The 19,630-nt window shown below is 64.7% G+C and carries 14 protein-coding genes and 1 pseudogene; 8 read left to right on the forward strand and 7 right to left on the reverse strand.

Annotation, left to right across the window (positions count from 1 at the left end; translation table 11 throughout):
• Positions 1 to 154: pseudogene (locus ACT4OC_RS15100) on the forward strand (phosphorylase); the annotation flags it as partial.
• Between the two features lie 70 nt (positions 155 to 224).
• On the opposite strand, the gene hpnH reads toward ACT4OC_RS15100, so the two are convergent.
• Both hpnH and ispH read right to left on the reverse strand, forming a co-directional pair.
• Positions 225 to 1,400, reverse strand: a complete 1,176-nt coding sequence (gene hpnH / locus ACT4OC_RS15105) for an adenosyl-hopene transferase HpnH (RefSeq protein ID WP_444839805.1) — start codon at positions 1,398 to 1,400, stop codon at positions 225 to 227.
• 42 nt (positions 1,401 to 1,442) lie between these two features.
• On the reverse strand, positions 1,443 to 2,369 hold the full coding sequence (gene ispH / locus ACT4OC_RS15110; protein ID WP_444839806.1) for a 4-hydroxy-3-methylbut-2-enyl diphosphate reductase: 927 nt from the start codon (positions 2,367 to 2,369) through the stop codon (positions 1,443 to 1,445).
• Positions 2,370 to 2,789: 420 nt separating this feature from the next.
• Between ispH and ACT4OC_RS15115 the strand changes: the two genes are divergently transcribed.
• Positions 2,790 to 5,378 carry an MMPL family transporter gene (locus ACT4OC_RS15115; protein WP_444839807.1) on the forward strand — a complete coding sequence of 863 codons (2,589 nt, stop codon included), beginning with the start codon at positions 2,790 to 2,792 and terminating at the stop codon, positions 5,376 to 5,378.
• Here the strand turns inward: ACT4OC_RS15115 and ACT4OC_RS15120 are convergent.
• Positions 5,368 to 6,012 carry a DUF2147 domain-containing protein gene (locus ACT4OC_RS15120; RefSeq protein ID WP_444839808.1) on the reverse strand — a complete coding sequence of 215 codons (645 nt, stop codon included), beginning with the start codon at positions 6,010 to 6,012 and terminating at the stop codon, positions 5,368 to 5,370. The genes ACT4OC_RS15115 and ACT4OC_RS15120 overlap by 11 nt on opposite strands.
• Positions 6,013 to 6,115: 103 nt before the next feature.
• Between ACT4OC_RS15120 and hpnO the strand changes: the two genes are divergently transcribed.
• Together hpnO and ACT4OC_RS15130 are read left to right on the forward strand one after the other, a co-directional pair.
• Complete coding sequence (hpnO, locus tag ACT4OC_RS15125) at positions 6,116 to 7,510, forward strand: aminobacteriohopanetriol synthase HpnO (protein WP_444839809.1); 1,395 nt, start codon at positions 6,116 to 6,118, stop codon at positions 7,508 to 7,510.
• 164 nt (positions 7,511 to 7,674) lie between these two features.
• Positions 7,675 to 8,079: a GFA family protein gene (locus ACT4OC_RS15130; RefSeq protein ID WP_444839810.1), complete on the forward strand. Its 405-nt coding sequence runs from the start codon at positions 7,675 to 7,677 to the stop codon at positions 8,077 to 8,079.
• 37 nt (positions 8,080 to 8,116) lie between these two features.
• Here ACT4OC_RS15130 and ACT4OC_RS15135 read toward each other — a convergent pair whose 3' ends face one another.
• The 3 genes from ACT4OC_RS15135 to ACT4OC_RS15145 form a co-directional block, all read right to left on the reverse strand.
• Positions 8,117 to 8,461 carry a helix-turn-helix domain-containing protein gene (locus tag ACT4OC_RS15135; protein WP_444839811.1) on the reverse strand — a complete coding sequence of 115 codons (345 nt, stop codon included), beginning with the start codon at positions 8,459 to 8,461 and terminating at the stop codon, positions 8,117 to 8,119.
• 122 nt (positions 8,462 to 8,583) lie between these two features.
• Positions 8,584 to 8,829 carry a type II toxin-antitoxin system RelE/ParE family toxin gene (locus ACT4OC_RS15140; RefSeq protein WP_444839812.1) on the reverse strand — a complete coding sequence of 82 codons (246 nt, stop codon included), beginning with the start codon at positions 8,827 to 8,829 and terminating at the stop codon, positions 8,584 to 8,586.
• 66 nt (positions 8,830 to 8,895) lie between these two features.
• A complete protein-coding gene (locus ACT4OC_RS15145) occupies positions 8,896 to 10,512 on the reverse strand; it encodes a GMC family oxidoreductase (protein ID WP_444839813.1) in 1,617 nt (538 codons plus the stop codon).
• A gap of 209 nt (positions 10,513 to 10,721) precedes the next feature.
• Here ACT4OC_RS15145 and ACT4OC_RS15150 point away from each other — a divergent pair, with 209 nt between their 5' ends.
• A complete protein-coding gene (locus ACT4OC_RS15150) occupies positions 10,722 to 11,891 on the forward strand; it encodes a M20 aminoacylase family protein (RefSeq protein ID WP_444839814.1) in 1,170 nt (389 codons plus the stop codon).
• A gap of 273 nt (positions 11,892 to 12,164) precedes the next feature.
• On the opposite strand, the gene ACT4OC_RS15155 is transcribed toward ACT4OC_RS15150, so the two are convergent.
• A complete protein-coding gene (locus ACT4OC_RS15155) occupies positions 12,165 to 13,490 on the reverse strand; it encodes a UdgX family uracil-DNA binding protein (protein ID WP_444839815.1) in 1,326 nt (441 codons plus the stop codon).
• A gap of 303 nt (positions 13,491 to 13,793) precedes the next feature.
• On the opposite strand from ACT4OC_RS15155, the gene ACT4OC_RS15160 reads away from it, so the two are divergent.
• The 3 genes from ACT4OC_RS15160 to ACT4OC_RS15170 form a co-directional block, all read left to right on the forward strand.
• Positions 13,794 to 14,573 (forward strand): ImuA family protein, encoded by a 780-nt coding sequence (locus tag ACT4OC_RS15160; protein ID WP_444839818.1) that lies wholly within the window; start codon positions 13,794 to 13,796, stop codon positions 14,571 to 14,573.
• Positions 14,464 to 16,215, forward strand: coding sequence for a Y-family DNA polymerase (locus ACT4OC_RS15165; RefSeq protein ID WP_444839816.1), 1,752 nt, complete (start codon positions 14,464 to 14,466; stop codon positions 16,213 to 16,215). The genes ACT4OC_RS15160 and ACT4OC_RS15165 overlap by 110 nt, the downstream gene beginning before the upstream one ends.
• A partial coding sequence (locus ACT4OC_RS15170) for an error-prone DNA polymerase (protein WP_444839817.1) occupies positions 16,212 to 19,630 on the forward strand: 3,419 nt, incomplete at its 3' end. The genes ACT4OC_RS15165 and ACT4OC_RS15170, both read left to right, overlap by 4 nt.

Here is a 19,630-nt window from a genome sequence, read left to right on the forward strand (position 1 = left end):
CATGCGCACCATCGTGCGCGGCGTGGTACGCAATCCCAAGACCCTGAATGCGCTCGTCTCCACCGGCATCGATTTCAACCGCGCGCTGCGCTCGCTGCGCGGCTGCCGCGGCTTCCTGATGGGCGGCGGGAGCCTGGTTTCGGGAAACGCCTGAACTTCCCACGCGCAATGAAAAAGGCCCGGGCGATGTCCGGGCCTTTTCGATTTTCCGCTGATCTCGCCGATCAGGCGGCCGTCGAGGCGGCCTTCTGCTGGGTGAGCTTGTCGGCCTTCTGCTGGGCGGCGACCGTCTCGTCGCGGCGGATCTCCGACAGCTTCTTCTCCACCTGCTCGGCGAAAACGTACTGCGCCGGACGCTGCTTGCTGAGGTCGATTTCCGGCGCCATGGGACCGGCAGTCCGGACGCCGCGCAGCGCGACCCAGGCCGCCTTCAGCGGGTTGTTCAGCGCCGCGGTTGCCGCCGTCGGCTCGTAGCCGCAATGTGCCATGCAGTTGGCGCATTTTTCGTAACGGCCGGTGCCGTAGGAATCCCAGTCGGTGGTCTCCATCAGCTCCTTGAAGGTCTTCGCATAGCCTTCGCCGAGCAGGTAGCAGGGCTTTTGCCAGCCGAAGATATTGCGCGCCGGCATGCCCCACGGCGTGCACTCATATTCCTGGTTGCCGGCGAGGAAGTCGAGGAACAGGCCGGAGTGCATGAAATTCCACTTCTTGCCCTTGCCGAGCGCGAAGACGTCGCGGAACAGCTGCTTGGTCTTGGTGCGGTTGAGGAAGTGCTCCTGGTCCGGCGCGCGCTCATAGGCGTAGCCCGGCGACATCGACACCCCGACGCCGAGCTCGGTGGTGAGGTCGAGGAACTTTGCGATCTCTTCCGCCGGGTGGTTGTCGAAGATGGTGGCGTTGACGTTGACCGTGAAGCCGCGTTCCTTCGCCGCCTTGATCGCCGAGACCGCGCGGTCGAACACGCCCTTCTGCGACACCGCCTTGTCGTGATGGTCGCGCAGGCCGTCGAGATGCACGGAGAAGAACAGATAGGGCGAGGGCTCGAACAGGTCGAGCTTCTTCTCCAGCAGCAGCGCGTTGGTGCAGAGCGAGACGAACTTCTTGCGCGCGACGAGGCCGCGCACGATCTCGCCGATCTCCTTGTGAATCAGCGGCTCGCCGCCGGGGATCGCCACCATCGGCGCGCCGCACTCGTCGGCCGCGTCCCAGCATTCCTGCGCCGTCATGCGGCGGTTCAGGATGGCATCCGGATAATCGATCTTGCCGCAGCCGACGCAGGCGAGGTTACAGCGGAACAGCGGCTCCAGCATCAGCACGAGGGGGTAGCGTTTGCGGCCAAGCAGTTTCTGCTTGAGCAAATAGCCGCCGATACGCATTTCCTTGAAGAAGGGTATTGCCATTTCGAAGCGTTCTTTCTTGCACTTGGATCGTCAAAAGTTGAGTCAGCCCGCAGTCAGTTCGGCCGGCAGCCGGAATTCGATGTTCTCTTCGCGCCCGGGCAGCACCGACACCGTCACCGGTCCGATGCGCCGCAAGGCCTCGATCACGTCGTCGACGAGCACTTCCGGAGCCGAGGCGCCGGCGGTGATGCCGACGGCCTTGGCGTTCCTCAGCCACTCTTCATTAAGCTCGCTGCCATCGGCAATCAGGTAACTCGGAACGCCTACTTCCGTGCCGATCTCGCGCAGACGGTTGGAATTGGAACTGTTGGCGGCGCCCACCACCAGGATGACGTCGACGAGCTTGCTCAGGTCCCTTACCGCAGATTGGCGGTTCTGAGTCGCATAGCAGATATCCCGGGTGTCGGGGCCTTGAATGTCTGTAAAACGCGCGTGAAGGGCGGCGATAATGTCCCTGGTGTCGTCTACGCTCAGGGTGGTCTGGGTGATGTAGGCGACCGGAGTATTGTTGGGCAGCGTCAGCGCGGCCACCTCGTCCACGTCTTGGACCAGGAGGACCGGTCCGGGAACCTGGCCCATGGTGCCCTCGACCTCGGGATGGCCTGCGTGGCCGATCAGGATCAGCGAGCGTCCCTTGGACATGTAGCGCTTGCCCTGATTGTGAACTTTCGTGACCAGCGGGCAGGTGGCGTTCAGCACCGGCAGGTTCCGCGCAGCAGCCTCTTCCTCGACCCTGCGGGCCACGCCATGGGCGGAAAACACGGTCACCGCGAGCGGGGGAACCTCCGAGAGGTCCTCGACGAAGATCGCGCCTTTATTCTTGAGGCTCTCGACCACGTATTTGTTATGCACGATCTCGTGCCGGACATAGACGGGCGGGCCGTACTTCTCGAGCGCGCGCTCCACAATCTCGATGGCGCGCACGACCCCGGCGCAAAAGCCGCGGGGCTGCGCGAGATACACTTCCATAGGACGACCGTCGTTACGCAAGCTGCACCACACTCATGTTTGAAGCCTCCATGCGGCCGGATATCTGCAACATCCGCACCATCAGGGTTCCCGCGCCCGGTTCCTGGTTCCCGAGGCATGGAAGCACACGGCTTTGTGTCAAAAAATAAGTCCCGGGGAAAGCCGGATTGCGAAAGGGCCGCATCCGCAGGGTTAACTTGGAGGTATCATAGTAAAGTTAGATCGGTTCTACGCTCGCTGAATCGTCACTTTTCCGCCTGACAGGGCGGGCTATACCAACGCGCTCAACGCCATTTGGGTCGGTTTCGCCGTTGTCGGCGCGCGTCCCGAAAGTAACCAAAACAAGCATTAGGTGGGCCAAGGGAACTCCGCTAGATAGCGGGCGTTTCCGGCCAGCCCTTACCACCAGAAAGAAACGACGTGCTGACGAATATTGTTGTCTCGATTGTCAAGGCCTGTACGCGCTTCGCTCCTTTCGTCCTGATCCTCTCGCTCGTCCTTGCGGTTGCCTCGAGCATCTATGCCGCGCGCCATTTCGCCATCAATACCGACATCAACAAGCTGATCTCGCCGGATCTCGACTGGCGCAAGCGGGACATCCAGTTCGAGCAGGCGTTCGATCGCGAGAAGCTGATCCTGGCCGTGGTCGAGGCCCCGACGCCGGAGCTCGCCGGCGCCGCCGCCAACGCGCTGTCCGAAAAGCTCAAGACCGACACCAGGAATTTCGAGGCGGTGCAGCCGCTCGGCGCCGGCGAATTCTTCTCCCGCAACGGGCTCCTCTTCCTGCCGACGGAAGAGGTGGCGCGGACCACGGGCCAGCTGGAAGCCGCCGCGCCCCTGATCGAGATCATGGCGGGCGATCCCTCGATCCGCGGCCTGACCGGCGCGCTCGAGACGGGCCTTGCCGGCGTCAAGCGCGGCCAGGCCAACCTCGACAATGCGGCACGGCCCTTCACCTATGTTTCCGAGACGGTCGAGAAAGTCCTCGCCAAGCAAGACCCGGCGTTCTCCTGGCGTGAGCTGGTGAGCCCGAAGCCGCTCACCGACGGCGACAAGCGCTCCTTCATCGAGGTCAAGCCGATCATCGACTATGAAGCGCTCGAGCCCGGCAAGAACGCCACCGACGCGATCCGGAAAGCCGCGGCCGATCTGAAGTTCGCCGAGGATTACCACGCCCGGGTCCGGCTCACCGGTCCGGTCCCGATTGCGAACGAGGAATATTCGACGGTCCAGGAAGGCGCCATCGTCAACGGCCTCGGCACGGTCCTCGTCGTGCTGGTGATTCTCTGGCTGGCCTTGCATTCGGCGAAAATCATCTTCGCCGTGTTCGTCAACCTGTTCATCGGCCTTGCCATCACCACCGCGGTCGGACTGTGGCTGGTGGGATCGCTCAACCTGTTGTCGATCGCGTTCGCGGTGCTGTTCGTCGGCCTGGGCGTCGACTTCGGCATCCAGTTCAGCGTGCGCTACCGTTCCGAGCGCTTCAAGAACGACAACCTGGCCGAAGCGCTGGCGGAAGCGGCGCGGCGTTCCGCGGTGCCGCTCTCGCTTGCGGCGATGGCGACTGCCGCCGGATTCCTCTGCTTCCTGCCGACCGATTACAAGGGCATCGCCGAGCTCGGCAAGATCGCCGGCGCCGGCATGGTGATCGCCTTCATCTCCAGCATCACAGCGCTGCCGGCGCTGCTTACGCTGCTCAATCCGCCCGGCGAGAGCGAGCCGGTCGGCTATGCCTTCCTCGCACCCATGGACAAGTTCCTGGAGGATTACCGTGTGCCGATCATCGTCGGCACGCTGCTGATCGCCATTGCGGGCCTGCCGCTGCTCTACTTCATGAAGTTCGACTTCAACCCGATCAACCTGCGCAATCCGCACGTCGAATCGATCGCCACCTTCCTCGATCTGCGCAAGGATCCGAACACCGGCGCCAACGCCATCAACGTGCTGACCAACTCGGAAGCCGATGCCAGGAAGATCGAGGCAAAGCTCGAGAAGCTGCCGGAAGTCGCCAGCGTGCGCTCGATCGACAGCTTCGTGCCGGAAGACCAGCCGGCCAAGCTCAAGCTGATCGAGAAGGCCGCGAAGGTGTTGATGCCCGTCATCAATCCGGAGTCCGTCGACCCGGCGCCCACAGATTCGGAGAACGTCGAGTCGCTCAAGAGTTCGGTCGACGCGCTGCGCAGGACGGCCGGCGACGGCAAGGGACCGGGCGCGGTCGCCTCGCGCCGGCTTGCGGATGCGCTGCAGAAGCTCGCCGATGCCGATCAGGCGATGCGCGACAAGGCGCAGGACGTGTTCGTCTCGCCGCTCAAGGTGACGCTCGACGGCATGAAGGCGCTGCTGACGGCGCAGCCGGTGACGGCCAAGAACCTGCCGCCGGAACTGGTGAACGCCTGGAAGTCCAGGGACGGGTTGATCCGCGTCGAGGCGCTGCCGAAGGGCGACCCCAACGACAACGACAACCTGCGCCGGTTCGCCGACGCCGTGCTGGCGGCCGAGCCGACCGCGATCGGCGGGCCGGTCTCGATCCTGAAATCCGGCGACACCATCGTGAAGGCATTCATCCACGCCGGCATCTGGGCGCTGGTGGTGATCAGCCTGCTGCTCTGGATCACGCTACGCCGCTTCTCCGACGTGCTGATGACGATGGTGCCGCTGCTGGTGGCGGGCGCCGTGACGATGGAAATCTGCGTGCTGATCGGGCTGCCGCTCAACTTCGCCAACATCGTCGCACTGCCGCTGCTGCTCGGCATCGGCGTCGCTTTCAAGATCTATTATGTAGTGGCGTGGCGCTCGGGCAGGAACAACCTGCTGCAGACGTCGCTGACCCGCGCGATCTTCTTCAGCGCGCTCACCACGGCGACCGCGTTCGGCAGCCTGTGGCTGTCGAGTCATCCGGGCACCGCGAGCATGGGCAAGCTGCTCGCGCTCTCGTTCGTGATCACGCTCGCGGCGGTGCTGTTGTTCCAGCCCGCGCTGATGGGCAAACCGCGCGAGATCAGCGAGTAGACTGCGCCACCTCGGGCAGCAGGCAGATGTCGCCGACGGCATCCTTGGCAGCATCCTTTGGCTGGCCGGCGGCCTGCTTCTGGCCGGGCGCCGTCGAGCCCGTGGTCTTCGGGCCGGGGGCGGGCGCCGCCGCCTGCGGCTTCGCCGCGCCGATGTTGTTCGCGCCCTTGGCCATGCTGTTCGCCGGGCTCGAGGCGATCGGCGGACCGACGCGCGTCCAAGTCTCGCCGCCGCAGAGGAAGCCGAGCACGCAGCCCTGAATCTCGAGCTGGTCGTTGCCGACGGGCTTGATGGTCGAAGAATAGGTCTGGCCGTCCTTGGCGTTGTAGACTTGGCCTTCCCACGCGTCGACGCCGGGTTTCTTCTTCATGGCGAGCAGGATCGGCATGCCCAGCGTCGGCCGGCTTTGCCTGGCCGGATCGGGGTTGTTCGCATCGCGCCCGCCCGGCTTCTTCTCCCAGGCCACCACGCCCCACATGTTGCCGCCGCATTGCGCGACGCGGATGTTGGCGACGCCATCGGCGACGCGCCAGTCGCCGGTCGGATCAGCGGCTTTTGCCGAGGCCAAGCCAGCCGCCAAAAATAATCCTGAAAAGGCTATTGTACGGGCAAGCGATCTTGGGCAGTGCAACATGATCAGAACCTGTGCTTTAGTGGCTGGTCTCGAGTGGGGGGCAAAACGCCGCCATCTGGCGTTTTCAGTTGACGAAGCAGCCATCAACCGAAGTAAGTAGCCAATGGCCTTAGATTCCAATTTTGACGTTTCCGAGATGTTTGCGGCGCGCGAATCCCAGCGCAGCGCCATGCATACGCGCCATCTGAACGAGCAGTTCGTGCGCGTCCTGAAGACGATCGGCTATGACGTCGGATTCCGGAAGGGCCAAGGCCAGTACCTCTACGACCGCGAGGGCGACAAGTATCTCGATCTATTGAGCGGATTCGGCGTTTTTGCAATCGGGCGGAACCATCCCGCGCTGCGCCAGGCGCTCAGGAGCGTGCTCGACGCCGACATGCCCAATCTGGTGCAATTCGATGTGTCCACGCTCGCCGGCATTCTGGCCGAGCGGCTGCTGGAACATGTGCCATATCTGGACAAGGTGTTCTTCGCCAATTCGGGCGCGGAGACCGTGGAAGCTGCGATCAAGTTCGCACGCGGCGCCACCGGGCGGCCCGGGATCGTCTATTGCAGCCACGCGTTCCACGGCCTGTCCTATGGCGCGCTGTCGCTGACGGACGATCCGAACTTCCGCCTCGGCTTCGAGCCGCTGCTGCCGGGCTGCACGCCGATCCCGTTCAACGACCTGGCCGCGCTCGATCGCGCGCTGTCGTCGAAGCAGGTCGCGGCCTTCATCGTCGAGCCGATCCAGGGCAAGGGCGTCAACCTTCCGACCGACGAGTTCCTGCCGGGTGCGCTGGCGCTGTGCCGCAAATACGGCACGCTGTTCGTCGCCGACGAAATCCAGACCGGCATCGGCCGCACCGGCAAGTTCCTCGCGGTGGAACACTGGAACGTCGAGCCCGACATGGTGCTGCTGGCGAAGGCGCTGTCCGGCGGCCACGTTCCGGTGGGTGCGCTGCTGACGCGCAAGAACATCTTCGACAAGATCTTCAACCAGATGGACCGCGCTGTCGTGCACGGCTCGACCTTTGCGAAGAACGATCTCGCCATGGCGGCCGGCATCGCCACGCTGGAAGTGATCAAGGCCGAGAACCTGATCGAGAGGGCGGCGAAGCGCGGCGCCGAACTGCACATGGCGCTGACGCGCCTCGTGCCCGGCTACGAGCTCTTGAAGGCAGTGCGCGGCAAGGGGCTGATGCTCGGCGTCGAGTTCGGCCCGCCGAAATCGCTGCGGTTGAAGGCGTCGTGGAACGTGCTGGAAACCGCCAACAAGGGCCTGTTCTGCCAGCTTATCACCGTGCCGCTGTTCAAGGACCACAAGGTCCTGACGCAGGTCGCCGGCCATGGCAGCCACACCATCAAGCTGCTGCCGCCGCTCGTCATCACCGAAGAGGACTGCAACTGGATCGCGACCTCGTTCGATCAAGTGATCGCCGCCAGCCACAAGGTCCCCGGCGCGATCTGGTCGCTCGGCAAGACGCTGGTCGACAACGCCGTGCGCAAGTCGGCGTAGAGTCCGTAGGGCGGATTAGCGACCACGTCCGCCGTAGCTCAACGAGCGAAGGCGGAAGCGTGATCCGCCGCTCTTTATCGTAACCTGTACAAATCATCGGCGGTTTACGCCTTCGGCTGATCCGCCCTACGATGCGACTGACGTTCGACTGAGAGGAGCACACCATGCGCATTACCGGCGGCTGTCATTGCGGCGCGATCCGCTATCAGGTGGAAGGCGATCTGATCGTGCACGCGCTATGCCATTGTGCTGATTGCCGGCGGCACGCCGGCGCGCCGATGGTGGGATGGGCGATGTTTCCCGAAGACGCGGTCAAGGTGACGCAGGGCGAGCCGAAGGTGTACGCATCCTCGGAAAGCGGCCGCCGGCATTTTTGCGCCAATTGCGGCAGCGGCCTGTTCTACGTCAACGGCAGCATGCTGCCCGGGATCATCGACGTGCAGAGCGGCACCTTCGACGATCCCGATCTCGTTCCCGTCGCGGTGCATGTGCAAACCGCCGAGCGCATCGGCTGGATGGAACGCGCGCACGAATTGCCGGCCTTCGAGCGCTATCCGCCGCAGGAGTAGCTTTCTGCGTTCACTCCTGTTGCTGGCGAAATCGTTTTTATGCCGCTGTCCTGAAGGTAATCCTGCCGGCTTCACCGCGCTTGCGATGAGGCTTGATCGTGATCTCCACATCCTGATCGAATGCCGTCAGCATCAGCATCAGCTTTTCCACGGATACAAGTTTGAAATGGCCGCGCAAGAGCTTCGACAGGTCGGGTTGCTTCATTTTGATCAACTTGGCCGCCTCGGTCTGGCTGAGCTCCCGTTCGGCAATAAGTCGCTTAATCTGCACAAGGAGCGCAGCCTTGAGCTGATGTTCCTCGGCATTGGGAAGATCGAGATCGGCAAAAACATTGCCGGAGCTTTTGGTGTGGGCAGGCAGCCTTTTTCTGGTGCTCATCATCGCTCTCCCTTCGACGCCTTGTGAATGATTTCGGCCTCGCGCAAACGCTGTCGGATCAAGTCGATGTGCCGCTGAGGGGTGGCAATTCCGCTCGTCGATTTCTTTTGAAAGGCGTGCAGGACCTACAGCACGCCCTCGAACCGGATTGTGTAGACCGCCCGGTAGGTATCGCTGTCAAAGTTATTCCGAATCTCGAGAACTCCACCGAGCCCTTTGAGGGGCCTGGCGTTCCGCGGATGATCGCCGAGTTGAGCTTCGAAAAGCGCCTGACCGATTTCAGTTCGCACGGCGGCCGGAAATGCCCGGAGATCTTTCCGGCTCGAGCCCACGAAAACGGCCGGCTTGATCGTTCGCAGGAGGTCATTCACGAAATTATAGTAATATATCTATAAGCCTGCGTCAACCGCAGTCCACGCATCTTTTCGAAGCCGTAGCTACCGCGCATCCTCCAAAATCATCGTCGCTGCATTTTCCGCGATCATCGCGGTCGGCGTGTTGGTATTGCCCGAGGTGATGGTCGGCATGACAGAGGCGTCGGCGATGCGCAGGCCAGCGAGACCGAAGAAGCGCAGGCGCTCGTCGACCACGGCGGACGGGTCGCTGGCGATGCCCATCTTCGCGGTGCCGACGGGGTGGAAGATCGTCGTGCCGATGTCGCCGGCGGCCTTTGCCAGCGAGGCATCGTCGTCGCCGACGGAGGGGCCGGGGAGATATTCGCTCGGTGCATATTTCTGCAGCACCGGCTGCTTCATCAGTCTTCGCGTGGTGCGGATCGCGTCCGCTGCGACGCGGCGGTCCTCGTCAGTGGCGAGATAATTCGGCGCGATCATTGGCGCCTCGTCGAGCTTGCCCGAGCGGAGGCGCACGGTGCCGCGCGAGGTTGGCCGCAAATTGCAGGCGCTCACTGTGATGGCGGGGAAGCGGTGCAGGGGATCGCCGAACTTGTCGAGCGACAGCGGCTGCACGTGGAACTGGATGTTGGCGCGCTCCTGATGAGGATCGGAGCGGGTGAAGATGCCGAGCTGCGACGGCGCCATGGTGAGCGGCCCGCGGCGACGAAAGGCGTAGTCGAGCCCCATCATGCCGCGACGGAACAGCGACCAGTAGGTCTCGTTCAGCGTACGCACATTGGACACCTTGTAGATCGCGCGCTGCTGCAGATGGTCCTGCAGATTGCGGCCGACGCCTTGCTTGTCGAGCACGACGTCGATGCCGAGCGGCGACAGCCAGTCGGCCGGCCCGATGCCGGAACGGTGCAGCACCTGGATCGAGCCGATCGCACCGGCGGAGAGGATCACCTCGCCCTTGGTGCGGGCTTCGAACATCTCGCCGTTCTGCATGAAGCGGACGCCGACGGCGCGGCCTTGCTCGATGACGAGGCGGTCGACCAGCACCCTGGTTTCCAGCCGCAGGTTTTGCCGCGTCAGCGCGGGCTTCAGGAATCCGCGCGCGGCGGACCAGCGCCGGCCGCGCTTCTGGTTGACGTGGAAATAGCTGATGCCTTCATTGTCGCCGGTGTTGAAGTCGGGGATTTTTCGGATGCCCATCTCTGCGGCGGCATCGCCGACGGCATCCAGGATGGTCCACGACAGCCGCGGCGCCTCGATGCGCCAGCCGCCGCCGACGCCATGGTGCTCGCTTGGTCCAAGGAAGTGATCCTCCAGCCGCTTGAAGGCCGGCAGCACGTCGTCATAGCCCCAGCCGGAAAGGCCGAGCTGCCGCCAGTGGTCGTAATCGGCGGCCTGCCCGCGCATCGAGATCATCGCGTTGATGGCGGAGCAGCCGCCGATCACCTTGCCTCTGGGGTAGGCCAGCGAGCGGCCGTTGAGGCCGGGCTCGGCCTCGGTGCGGAACATCCAGTCGGAGCGGGGATTGCCGATGGCAAAGAGATAGCCGACCGGGATGTGAAACCAGATCCAGTTGTCGTTGCCGCCGGCCTCCAGCACCAGCACGCGTTTTGTCGGATCGGCCGACAGGCGATTGGCCATGATGCAGCCCGCGGTCCCCGCACCAACCACGATATAGTCGAAATCGCCCTCGAGCTGTCGCATGCTGCCTGTTTCCTCGTCATGCCCGACCGCAAGCCGCGCATCCACGTCTTTCCTGCCTATTACTCGGACGTGGATGGCCGGGACAAGTCCCGTCCATGACGGCTTTGGCCGGGAGTTCGGCATTGCAGCATGTCTTTTCCCGGATGTTGGGCGGATGGCACACGACATGCTAGACATGGCAAAACAACCAAAACGGACCCGAAACTGTCATGCCCATCGTCAACCGCGTCGCCGACCTGCAGCCCGAAATCCAAGCCTGGCGCCGGGACATCCACCAGCACCCCGAACTGCTCTACGACGTCCACCGCACTGCGGCATTCGTGGCCGAGCGGCTGAAGGAATTCGGCTGCGACGAGATCGTCACCGGCATCGGCAAGACCGGCGTGGTCGGCGTCATCAAGGGCAGGAAGCCGGCCAATGGCGGCCTCAAGGTGATCGGGCTGCGCGCCGACATGGACGCGCTGCCGATCGAGGAGGAGACCGATCTTCCGTACGCGTCGAAGGCTCCGGGCAAGATGCACGCCTGCGGCCATGACGGCCACACCGCGATGCTGCTGGGCGCGGCGCGCTATCTCGCCGAGACCCGCAACTTTGGCGGCACCGCGGTCGTGATCTTCCAGCCGGCGGAGGAGGGCGGCGCGGGCGCCGCCGCGATGATCAAGGACGGGCTGATGGACCGTTTCGGCATCGAGCAGGTCTACGGCATGCACAACGGCCCCGGCATTCCCGTCGGCCAGTTCGCGATCCGCACGGGCGCGATCATGGCGGCGACGGACGCCATCGACATCAAGATCGAGGGCGTCGGCGGCCACGCCGCGCGTCCGCACAAGTGCATCGATTCCGTCCTGGTCGGCGCGCAGGTCATCGCCGGCCTGCAATCGATCGTCTCGCGCACCGTCGATCCCCTGGAGTCGGCGGTGATCTCGATCTGCGAATTCCACGCCGGCAATGCCCGCAACGTCATCCCGCAGACCGCGGAGCTGCGCGGCACCATCCGCACCCTGACCGAGGAGGTGCGCAGCCTCGTCGAGCAGCGCGTGCGCGAGGTGGTTTCGGGCGTCGCGCAAATGACCGGCGCGAAGATCGACCTCGTCTATGAGCGCGGCTATCCGGTGACGGTGAACCACCCCGCACAGACCGACGTCGCAACGCGCGTGGCCAGGGAAATCGGCGGCGAGGGCGCCGTCGCCGAGACGCCGCCGATGATGGGCGCGGAGGATTTTTCCTACATGCTGGAAGCGCGCCCCGGCGCCTTCATCTTCTGCGGCAACGGCAACAGCGCCGGTCTCCACCACCCCGCCTACAATTTCAACGACGAGGCGATCGTCTACGGCACCTCCTACTGGATCAAGCTGGTGGAGAATTCGCTGGCAGCGTGACTTCCCGTCATAGCAATGACGGATAAAAAAGGCCCGCGCTGCGGGCCTTTTAGTTTTTGGCCAGGGTCGGGAAGAAGCGGTCGGCGCACCGCACGGCCCCGGGGCTGAAATAGAGCCGCGCAGCGCGCCGACCTCAGTGGGCGTCCAGTCCTCGGGGACGAGCCCAACGGTGCTGAGAATGCGATGATATCATCTATCAATTAAAGGTTGTACTCCGAATTTGCCGAATTGCCAAGATTTTTCGCTGATCACAGGATTTTGCGCGGGAACCCGTCAATCGGCGTGGGCGGAACTTTTCAGCAGTTTTGCCGCCAGCCTGAGATCTCCGACAAAGCGCCCATATTCGCGTGCCCTGGATTCTTCGTCCGGCAGCCGCAGCAGGTAGGAGGGGTGCACGGTCGCCAGCGCCTCCGTTCCATCTTCCAGAGTGACGCTCCGCCCGCGGTTCCTGTTGATCGGCGTGATCTTGCCGAATACACATTGCGCGGCGGTGGCACCCATGGCGACCACGAGATCGGGCCTGATGGCAGCGAGCTCGCGCTCGTACCACTGCCGGCACGCCCTGATCTCCGGCGTCGAGGGCTTCTGGTGCAGGCGGATCTTGCCGCGCGGCACAAATTTGAAATGCTTCACCGCGTTGGTGACGTAGACCTTGTCGCGATCGATGCCGGCTTCGTCCAGCGCGCGGTCGAGCATGTTGCCGGCCGGACCCACGAAAGGCTTGCCGGCGAGGTCTTCCTTGTCGCCCGGCTGTTCTCCTACCAGCATCAGCCGTGCCGGCGCGGGGCCTTCGCCGAATACGGTTTGCGTGGCGTTCTTCCAGAGCGGGCAGTCGCGGCAGTCGGCGGCTTGCGCGCGCAAGGCGGTGAGGCCTTCTGCGGCCGCTTGTGTTCGGCTCACCGGTTTACGGGTCATGGGCGGCTCCCGCGGTTCAATCGCCGGAGCAGGCGGCTCGTTCCTCGTCTTCAATCCTGCCGAATGGACGATGTCGGCGCAATGGCGCTGCCAGGTCTCTTCCAGGCGGTTCGGGTCCGGCGTCTCGGGAATGCCCGACGTGATCGTTACTGCATGACCGTCCCAATGCGCGCAGGCATCCGGCGTGAGGATCGACCAGGGCATGTCGGCAAAGCGGCTGGCGAAGAAGGGGGCCGCAGCCGCCACGATCCGATGCGCGGGCGCAAACCAGGCGACGAAACGCGCCTTCTGCTCGCGGCCGATCTCGCGGAAGCGCAAGCCGGCCTGCATGCTCTTGATGTCGCGCTGCACGGCATCCGCCATCGCCAGAACTTCCGCGACGTCGGAATCGCCGGGGGCGGTGAGGAGATCGTGGTGACGGCAAAGCCGCCACAGCAGGCGATAGAGCAGGGCGAAACGGTTGGGAGCGCGATGCAGGATCGCGAGCCTTGCCAGCTCGACGAATTTCGCCGGCACGCTGAAGGTGTCATGCGGCGCTTCCAACGCGATCGCATCGGCGGCTTCGCCCGCCTCGCGCACCCGCCATGTCACCTCCGAGGGCGGGACGCCGTTCAGCACCAGCGCCCGTGCGGCCCGGCGCCAGCCATCAAAGTCGGTTTCATGCGCGAGGGTGATGGGGTGCATGTCGGCGAACTCCGTACGCTGCCTGAATCTGCTTGATTCCCTTCATGAATCTGGCGAGCCCTAATCCCGATTGACTCTCAGGGCCCTGTTAGCTTTATATTAGAACATATCATGAACAAATGAGCCAGCTTCTGGTTCTCTCCGAGAAGCCGACTGGCCCACTTTCGAGGAGCGGCGACGCATGCGCGCGCGGTCAGCAAAAGTGTGCGCGGTTTTGCGTCCAACCGCGCGCCCCTTTTTGAAAGGCGCATGATCTTGTCGTCAAACCGCACACACTTTGACGGATCATGCGCCCCCGCACGCATGAGCATGCTTGCGTCCCTGCGCGGCAGCATCGAGCGCATCGAGACGCATGGCGATGTCCACGCCCTGAACAAGGTTGCGCTCGGCCACAAGGCTGCCGACGCGATGCTGCGCGGCGGGCTGGCGCTCGCCGCCGTGCATGAAGTGTTTGCCGAGGGGCACCAGGGCGCATCGGCGACCGGTTTCATCGCCGGCATCGCCGGGCGGATCGCGTCGCGAAAGCCGCTGGTCTGGGTGCGGCAGGATTTTGCCGAAGTTGAATCCGGCGCTTTGTCGCCGGGCGGGCTTGCCGAGCTCGGCCTCGATCCGCGCCTGCTCGTCACCGTGCGCGCCGCCGATGTCGAGGCGGCGCTGCGCACCGCGGCCGATGCGCTCGCCTGCGATGCGCTGGGCGCGGTGGTGCTGGAGACCTTTGGCGAGGCGCGCCAGCTCGATCTCGTCGCCAGCCGCAAACTCACTTTGGCCGCGCAAGCTTCCGGCGTCACCGCGCTGCTGCTGCAGGTGTCGGCGCAGCCTGCACCTTCCACCGCAGAAACGCGCTGGATCGTGCGTGCGGCGCATTCGCCGCCGGGAACCCCCTGGAGTGCGTGGGGGGCGCCGGTGTTCGACGCGCACCTCGTTCGCAACCGTCATGGCCCGGTCGGCCGGTGGATCATGGAATGGAAATGTGATGAGTGCCAATTCAGCGAGCCGTCGTCGTATCCTCAGCCTGTGGCTGCCACACCTGCCCATCGACCGCATCCGGCGGCAGCGCGCGCAGAACGTCGTCTCGCGAGTTGAGACGCGGGAGGTGACTGGGCTCCCTCTCCCGCTTGCGGGGGAGGGTTGGGGTGGGGGTGTCGCCGCGAGTCCGGCTGCCCGTATGGAGAGAGCCCCCACCCGTATCGCATCTTTCGATGCGATACGGCCTCCCCCGCAAGCGGGAGAGGCGAAGGGGGACTTCCCGCAAGTCGTCGTGGCCAAGGAGCACAACGCGCTGTTGCTTTATGCCATCGACGAGGCGGCGGTTCGCGCCGGGCTTTCCGTCGGCCTGCCGCTCGCCAATGCCCGCGCCATCTGCCCCGAACTCACCGTGTATGACGCGGACGAAGCCGCCGACCGCAGGACGCTGGAAGACATCGCCGACTGGTGCGACCGCTTCACGCCGCTGGTCGCGCTCGATCCGCCGCACGGGCTGTTCCTCGACATCACCGGCTGTGCCCATCTGTTCGGCGGCGAGGCGGCGCTGCTGCGGCAGCTCACCGGCGCGCTGGCGCGGCAAGGTTTTGCCGTCAGCGCGGCGATTGCCGCGACCTCGATCTGCGCGCGGACGCTGACGCGCTGCCTTCCCGGCAGCATCGTCGCCGATGATGAGGAGGCCGCCGCCGTCGGCCCGCTGCCGGTGGCCGCACTCGGCGCCGATGACGCCATCACCAGGGGTTTGCGCCGCGCCGGCCTGAAAACCATCGGCGACGTCGCCGCGCGCGGCCGGCATGAAATCGCCGCGCGGTTCGGCGCGCGCTTCACCACGCTGCTTTCGCATGCGCTGGGCGAAGGCGATGCGCCGATCAGCCCGCGCAAGCCGCCGCCTGACTACATCGTCGAAAAGCGCTTTGCCGAGCCGGTCGCGACCGAGAGCACGATCTCGATCACGCTGTCGAGCCTTGCCGCCATGCTGGTGTCGGCGATGGACAAGCAGGGCAAGGGCGCGCGGCGGCTGGAAGCAGCATTCTTCCGCACCGACGGCGCGGTGCGCGTCATCGCGGTCGATACCGGCCGGCCGGTGACGCGCGCCGAGGCGGTCGACCGCCTGTTCCGCGAGCGGCTCGATGCCCTCAGCGATCCCCTCGATCCCGGCTTCGGCTTCGATCTCATTCGCCTCTCGGCCGGCCGCACCGAGATCGTGGTGCAGGAGCAGCGCGATCTCGACGCCACCGTGCACGACAATGACGAGCTCTCCGCCCTGATCGACCGCATCGCCGCCCGCATCGGGGGCAAGCGCGTTCTGGTACATCTGCCTGAGGATACGCACATCCCCGAGCGCGCCGCACTCGCCGCGCCCGCGCAGCATCATCTGGCCGCCGCCACGCAGGCCGCCTGGCCCGCGCGCACCGAGGGCGAGCCGCCGCTGCGGCCTTTGCGCCTGTTTGAAAAGCCCGAGTCGATAAAAGTGCCGTTCGCCACCGTCCCCGACGGTCCGCCGCATCACTTCACCTGGCGCCGCGTCACCCACGCGGTGGTGCGCGTCGAAGGTCCCGAGCGCGTCGCTATGGAATGGTGGAGGCAGGAAGGTCACACCCTGACCCGCGATTATTTCCGCGTCGAGGACGAGGCGGGCCGCCGCTTCTGGATTTTTCGCGCCGGACTTTACGAGCGCGAGCTTGCGGACGAGGAGGGCAAGCCGGCGCCCGCCAACTGGTACCTGCACGGGCTGTTCGCATGACTACGCCCTATGCCGAGATCGGCATCACCACCAATTTCTCTTTCCTCCGCGGCGGCTCGGACCCGCGCGCCTATGTGCATGAAGCGAGCAATTTAAAGATCCCCGTCATCGGCCTTGCCGATCGCAATACGCTGGCCGGCGTGGTACGGGCCCATAGCGAGCTCGACAATCCCGCGCTCGAATTCAAGCCGAAGCTTCTGATCGGCTCGCGCATCGTCTTCATCGACGGTACGCCGGATATCCTGGTCTATCCGCGCGACCGCGCGGCTTACGGCCGGCTCTGCCAGTTGCTCACCCGCGGCAAGCGCGGCAGCGATATCGAGCGGGTCGAGAAGGGCGAATGCCGCCTCAAGCTCGCCGATCTCCTCGACTATGCCGAAGGCCAGCTTCTCATCCTCGCATTGCCGCATCGCTTCGACGCCGCGCAGGCCGAAGAGGTTTTGCAGCAGCTGCGCGACAGCCGTGCCGATGGCGTGTGGCTCGCGGCGAGCCTGCTCTATCGCGGCGACGACAGGCGCCGCCTGGCGCGGCTGCATCGGCTTGCGGCTGCCGCAAAAGTGCCGCTGCTCGCCACCAACGAGGTGCTCTATCACCATCCCGCGCGCCATCAGCTGCAGGATGTGCTGACCTGTATTCGCGAGAAGACCACCATCGAGGCGATCGGCAGGAAGCTCGAGGCCAATGCGGAGCGTTACCTGAAACCCGCGCATGAAATGGCACGGCTGTTCCGCGATCTCCCCGAGGCGATCGTGGAGACGATGCGCTTCGCCGGCCGCATCTCCTTCTCGCTCGACCAGCTCAAATACCAGTACCCGGACGAGCCGGTGCCGCCGGGCAAGACCGCACAGCAGCACCTGGAAGACCTCACCTGGGCCGGCGTCGACAAATATTTCGGCGGGCAGATCGACGACAAGCTGCGCGCCACGCTGCGCAAGGAGCTCGACCTGATCGCCGAGCTGAAATACGCGCATTACTTCCTCACCGTGCACGACATCGTGCACTATGCGCGCAGCCAGAATATCCTGTGCCAGGGCAGGGGATCGGCGGCGAACTCCGCGGTCTGCTACGTGCTCGGCATCACCGCGGTTGATCCGACCAAGGTGGACCTGCTGTTCGAGCGCTTCATCTCCAAGGAGCGGCTGGAGCCGCCCGACATCGACGTCGATTTCGAGCATTCGCGGCGCGAGGAGGTGATGCAATATGTCTACCGCCGCTACGGCCGCCACCGCGCCGCCATCATTGCGACCGTCATCCATTATCGCCCGCGCAGCGCCATCCGCGACGTCGGCAAGGCGCTTGGCCTGACCGAGGACGTCACCGCTGCGCTTGCCGATACCGTATGGGGCAGCTGGGGCAAGGGCCTCAACGACATGCAGGTGCGCCAGGCCGGCCTCGATCCGCAAAACGCGATGATCGGGCTGGCGGTCGAGCTCGCCTCCGAGCTGATCGAATTCCCGCGGCACCTGTCGCAGCATGTCGGCGGCTATGTGCTGACGCAGGACCGGCTCGACACTTACGTTCCGATCGGCAATGCCGCGATGGACGACCGCACCTTCATCGAATGGGACAAGGACGACGTCGACGCGCTCCATATGATGAAGGTCGACGTGCTGGCGTTGGGCATGCTGACCTGCATCCGCAAGTGCTTCGACCTGATCGAGAAGCACAAGGGCGAGCGCTGGGAGCTTGCCACCATCCCGCAGGACGATACGCCGGTCTACGACATGCTGTGCCGCGGCGAATCCCTCGGCGTGTTCCAGGTGGAGAGCCGCGCGCAGATGAACATGCTGCCGCGGCTGAAGCCGCGCACCTTCTACGATCTCGTCATCGAGGTCGCAATCGTGCGCCCCGGTCCGATCCAGGGCGACATGGTGCATCCCTATCTGCGCCGCCGGAACGGCATCGAGAAGCAGAGCTATCCTTCGCCGTCGCCCGAGCACGGCCCGCCGGACGAGCTCTACAAGGTGCTGCACAAGACGCTCGGCGTGCCCCTGTTCCAGGAGCAGGCGATGCGCATCGCGATCGAGGCCGCCAAGTTCACGCCGGAAGAAGCCAACGGGCTGCGCCGCTCGATGGCGACCTTCCGCAACGTCGGCACTATCGGCAAGTACGAGGACAAGCTGATCGGCAATCTGATCGCGCGTGGCTACGCACCGGAATTCGCCAAGAACTGCTTCGAGCAGATCAAGGGCTTTGGCTCCTACGGCTTTCCGGAGAGCCATGCCGCAAGCTTCGCCCAGCTCGTCTACGTCTCGTCCTGGCTGAAGCATTATCATCCCGACGCCTTCTGCTGCGGGTTGTTGAACTCGCAGCCGATGGGGTTCTACGCGCCCGCCCAGATCGTCGGCGATGCGCGGAAAAACGGCGTCGAGGTGCGCGCGATCGACGTGTCCTTCAGCTTCGCCCAGAACACGCTGGAGGAGGGGGACGGAAAGTATTGCGCCGTGCGCCTCGGCTTCCGCCAGATCGACGGCTTTCATTGGCTCGATCCGGACGAGGAGCGGTTGAAGCGTCTCCAGTCGTCATTCCACATTGCGCAAGTGCGCAATGGGGGTGTGCTGGAAGTAGAATCCCGCCCGGCCAACCGCGATGGAACTGCACTCCCTCTCCCGCTTGCGGGGGAGGGTTGGGGTGGGGGTGGTGCCGCGAGTCACACTGTTCGTGTGGATAGAGCTTCCCCCACCCGCATCGCATCGTTCGATGCGATGCGACCTCCCCCGCAAGCAGGAGAGGTGAAGATGCAAGCGGAAGAGGCGGAAGTCGACGACTGGGCCGCCCGTATCGTCGCCGCGCGCAGGCGCCGCCCCTTCACCTCGCTGGAAGATTTCGCCCGCGACACCGCCTTGCCCAAGCGCGCGCTGATCCTGCTCGCCGATGCCGATGCCTTCCGCTCCCTCGGCCTCGACCGCCGCGCGGCGCTGTGGGCAGTGCGGCGCCTGCCCGACGACGTGCCGTTGCCGCTGTTCGAGGCCGCCATCGCCCGCGAGCAGCCCGACGAGAACGCAAAGCCGTTGCCTGAAATGCCGATGCCAGAGCAGGTCGTTGCCGACTACCAGACCATCCGCCTGTCGCTGAAGGGCCATCCGATGGAATTTCTGCGCGAGAAGTTTTCCCGCGAGCGCGTCGTCCCCTGCAGGGACGTCAACCACAAGAACGACAGGCGTTCCGTCCGCTGCGCCGGCGTGGTGCTGGTGCGCCAGCGCCCCGGCAGCGCCAAGGGCGTGGTGTTCATGACGCTGGAGGACGAAACCGGCATCGCCAACATCGTGGTGTGGCCGAAGGTGATGGAGCAATACCGCAAGGAGGTGATGGGCGCCCGCCTGATCCTGGTCGAGGGCTACATCCAGAGCAGTCCCGAGGAAGTGACGCATCTCGTGGCGCAACGCCTCACCGACCGCTCGCACGATCTGATCGG

Source organism: Bradyrhizobium sp. (assembly GCF_052389815.1).
Classification (GTDB): Bacteria; Pseudomonadota; Alphaproteobacteria; order Rhizobiales; family Xanthobacteraceae; genus Bradyrhizobium.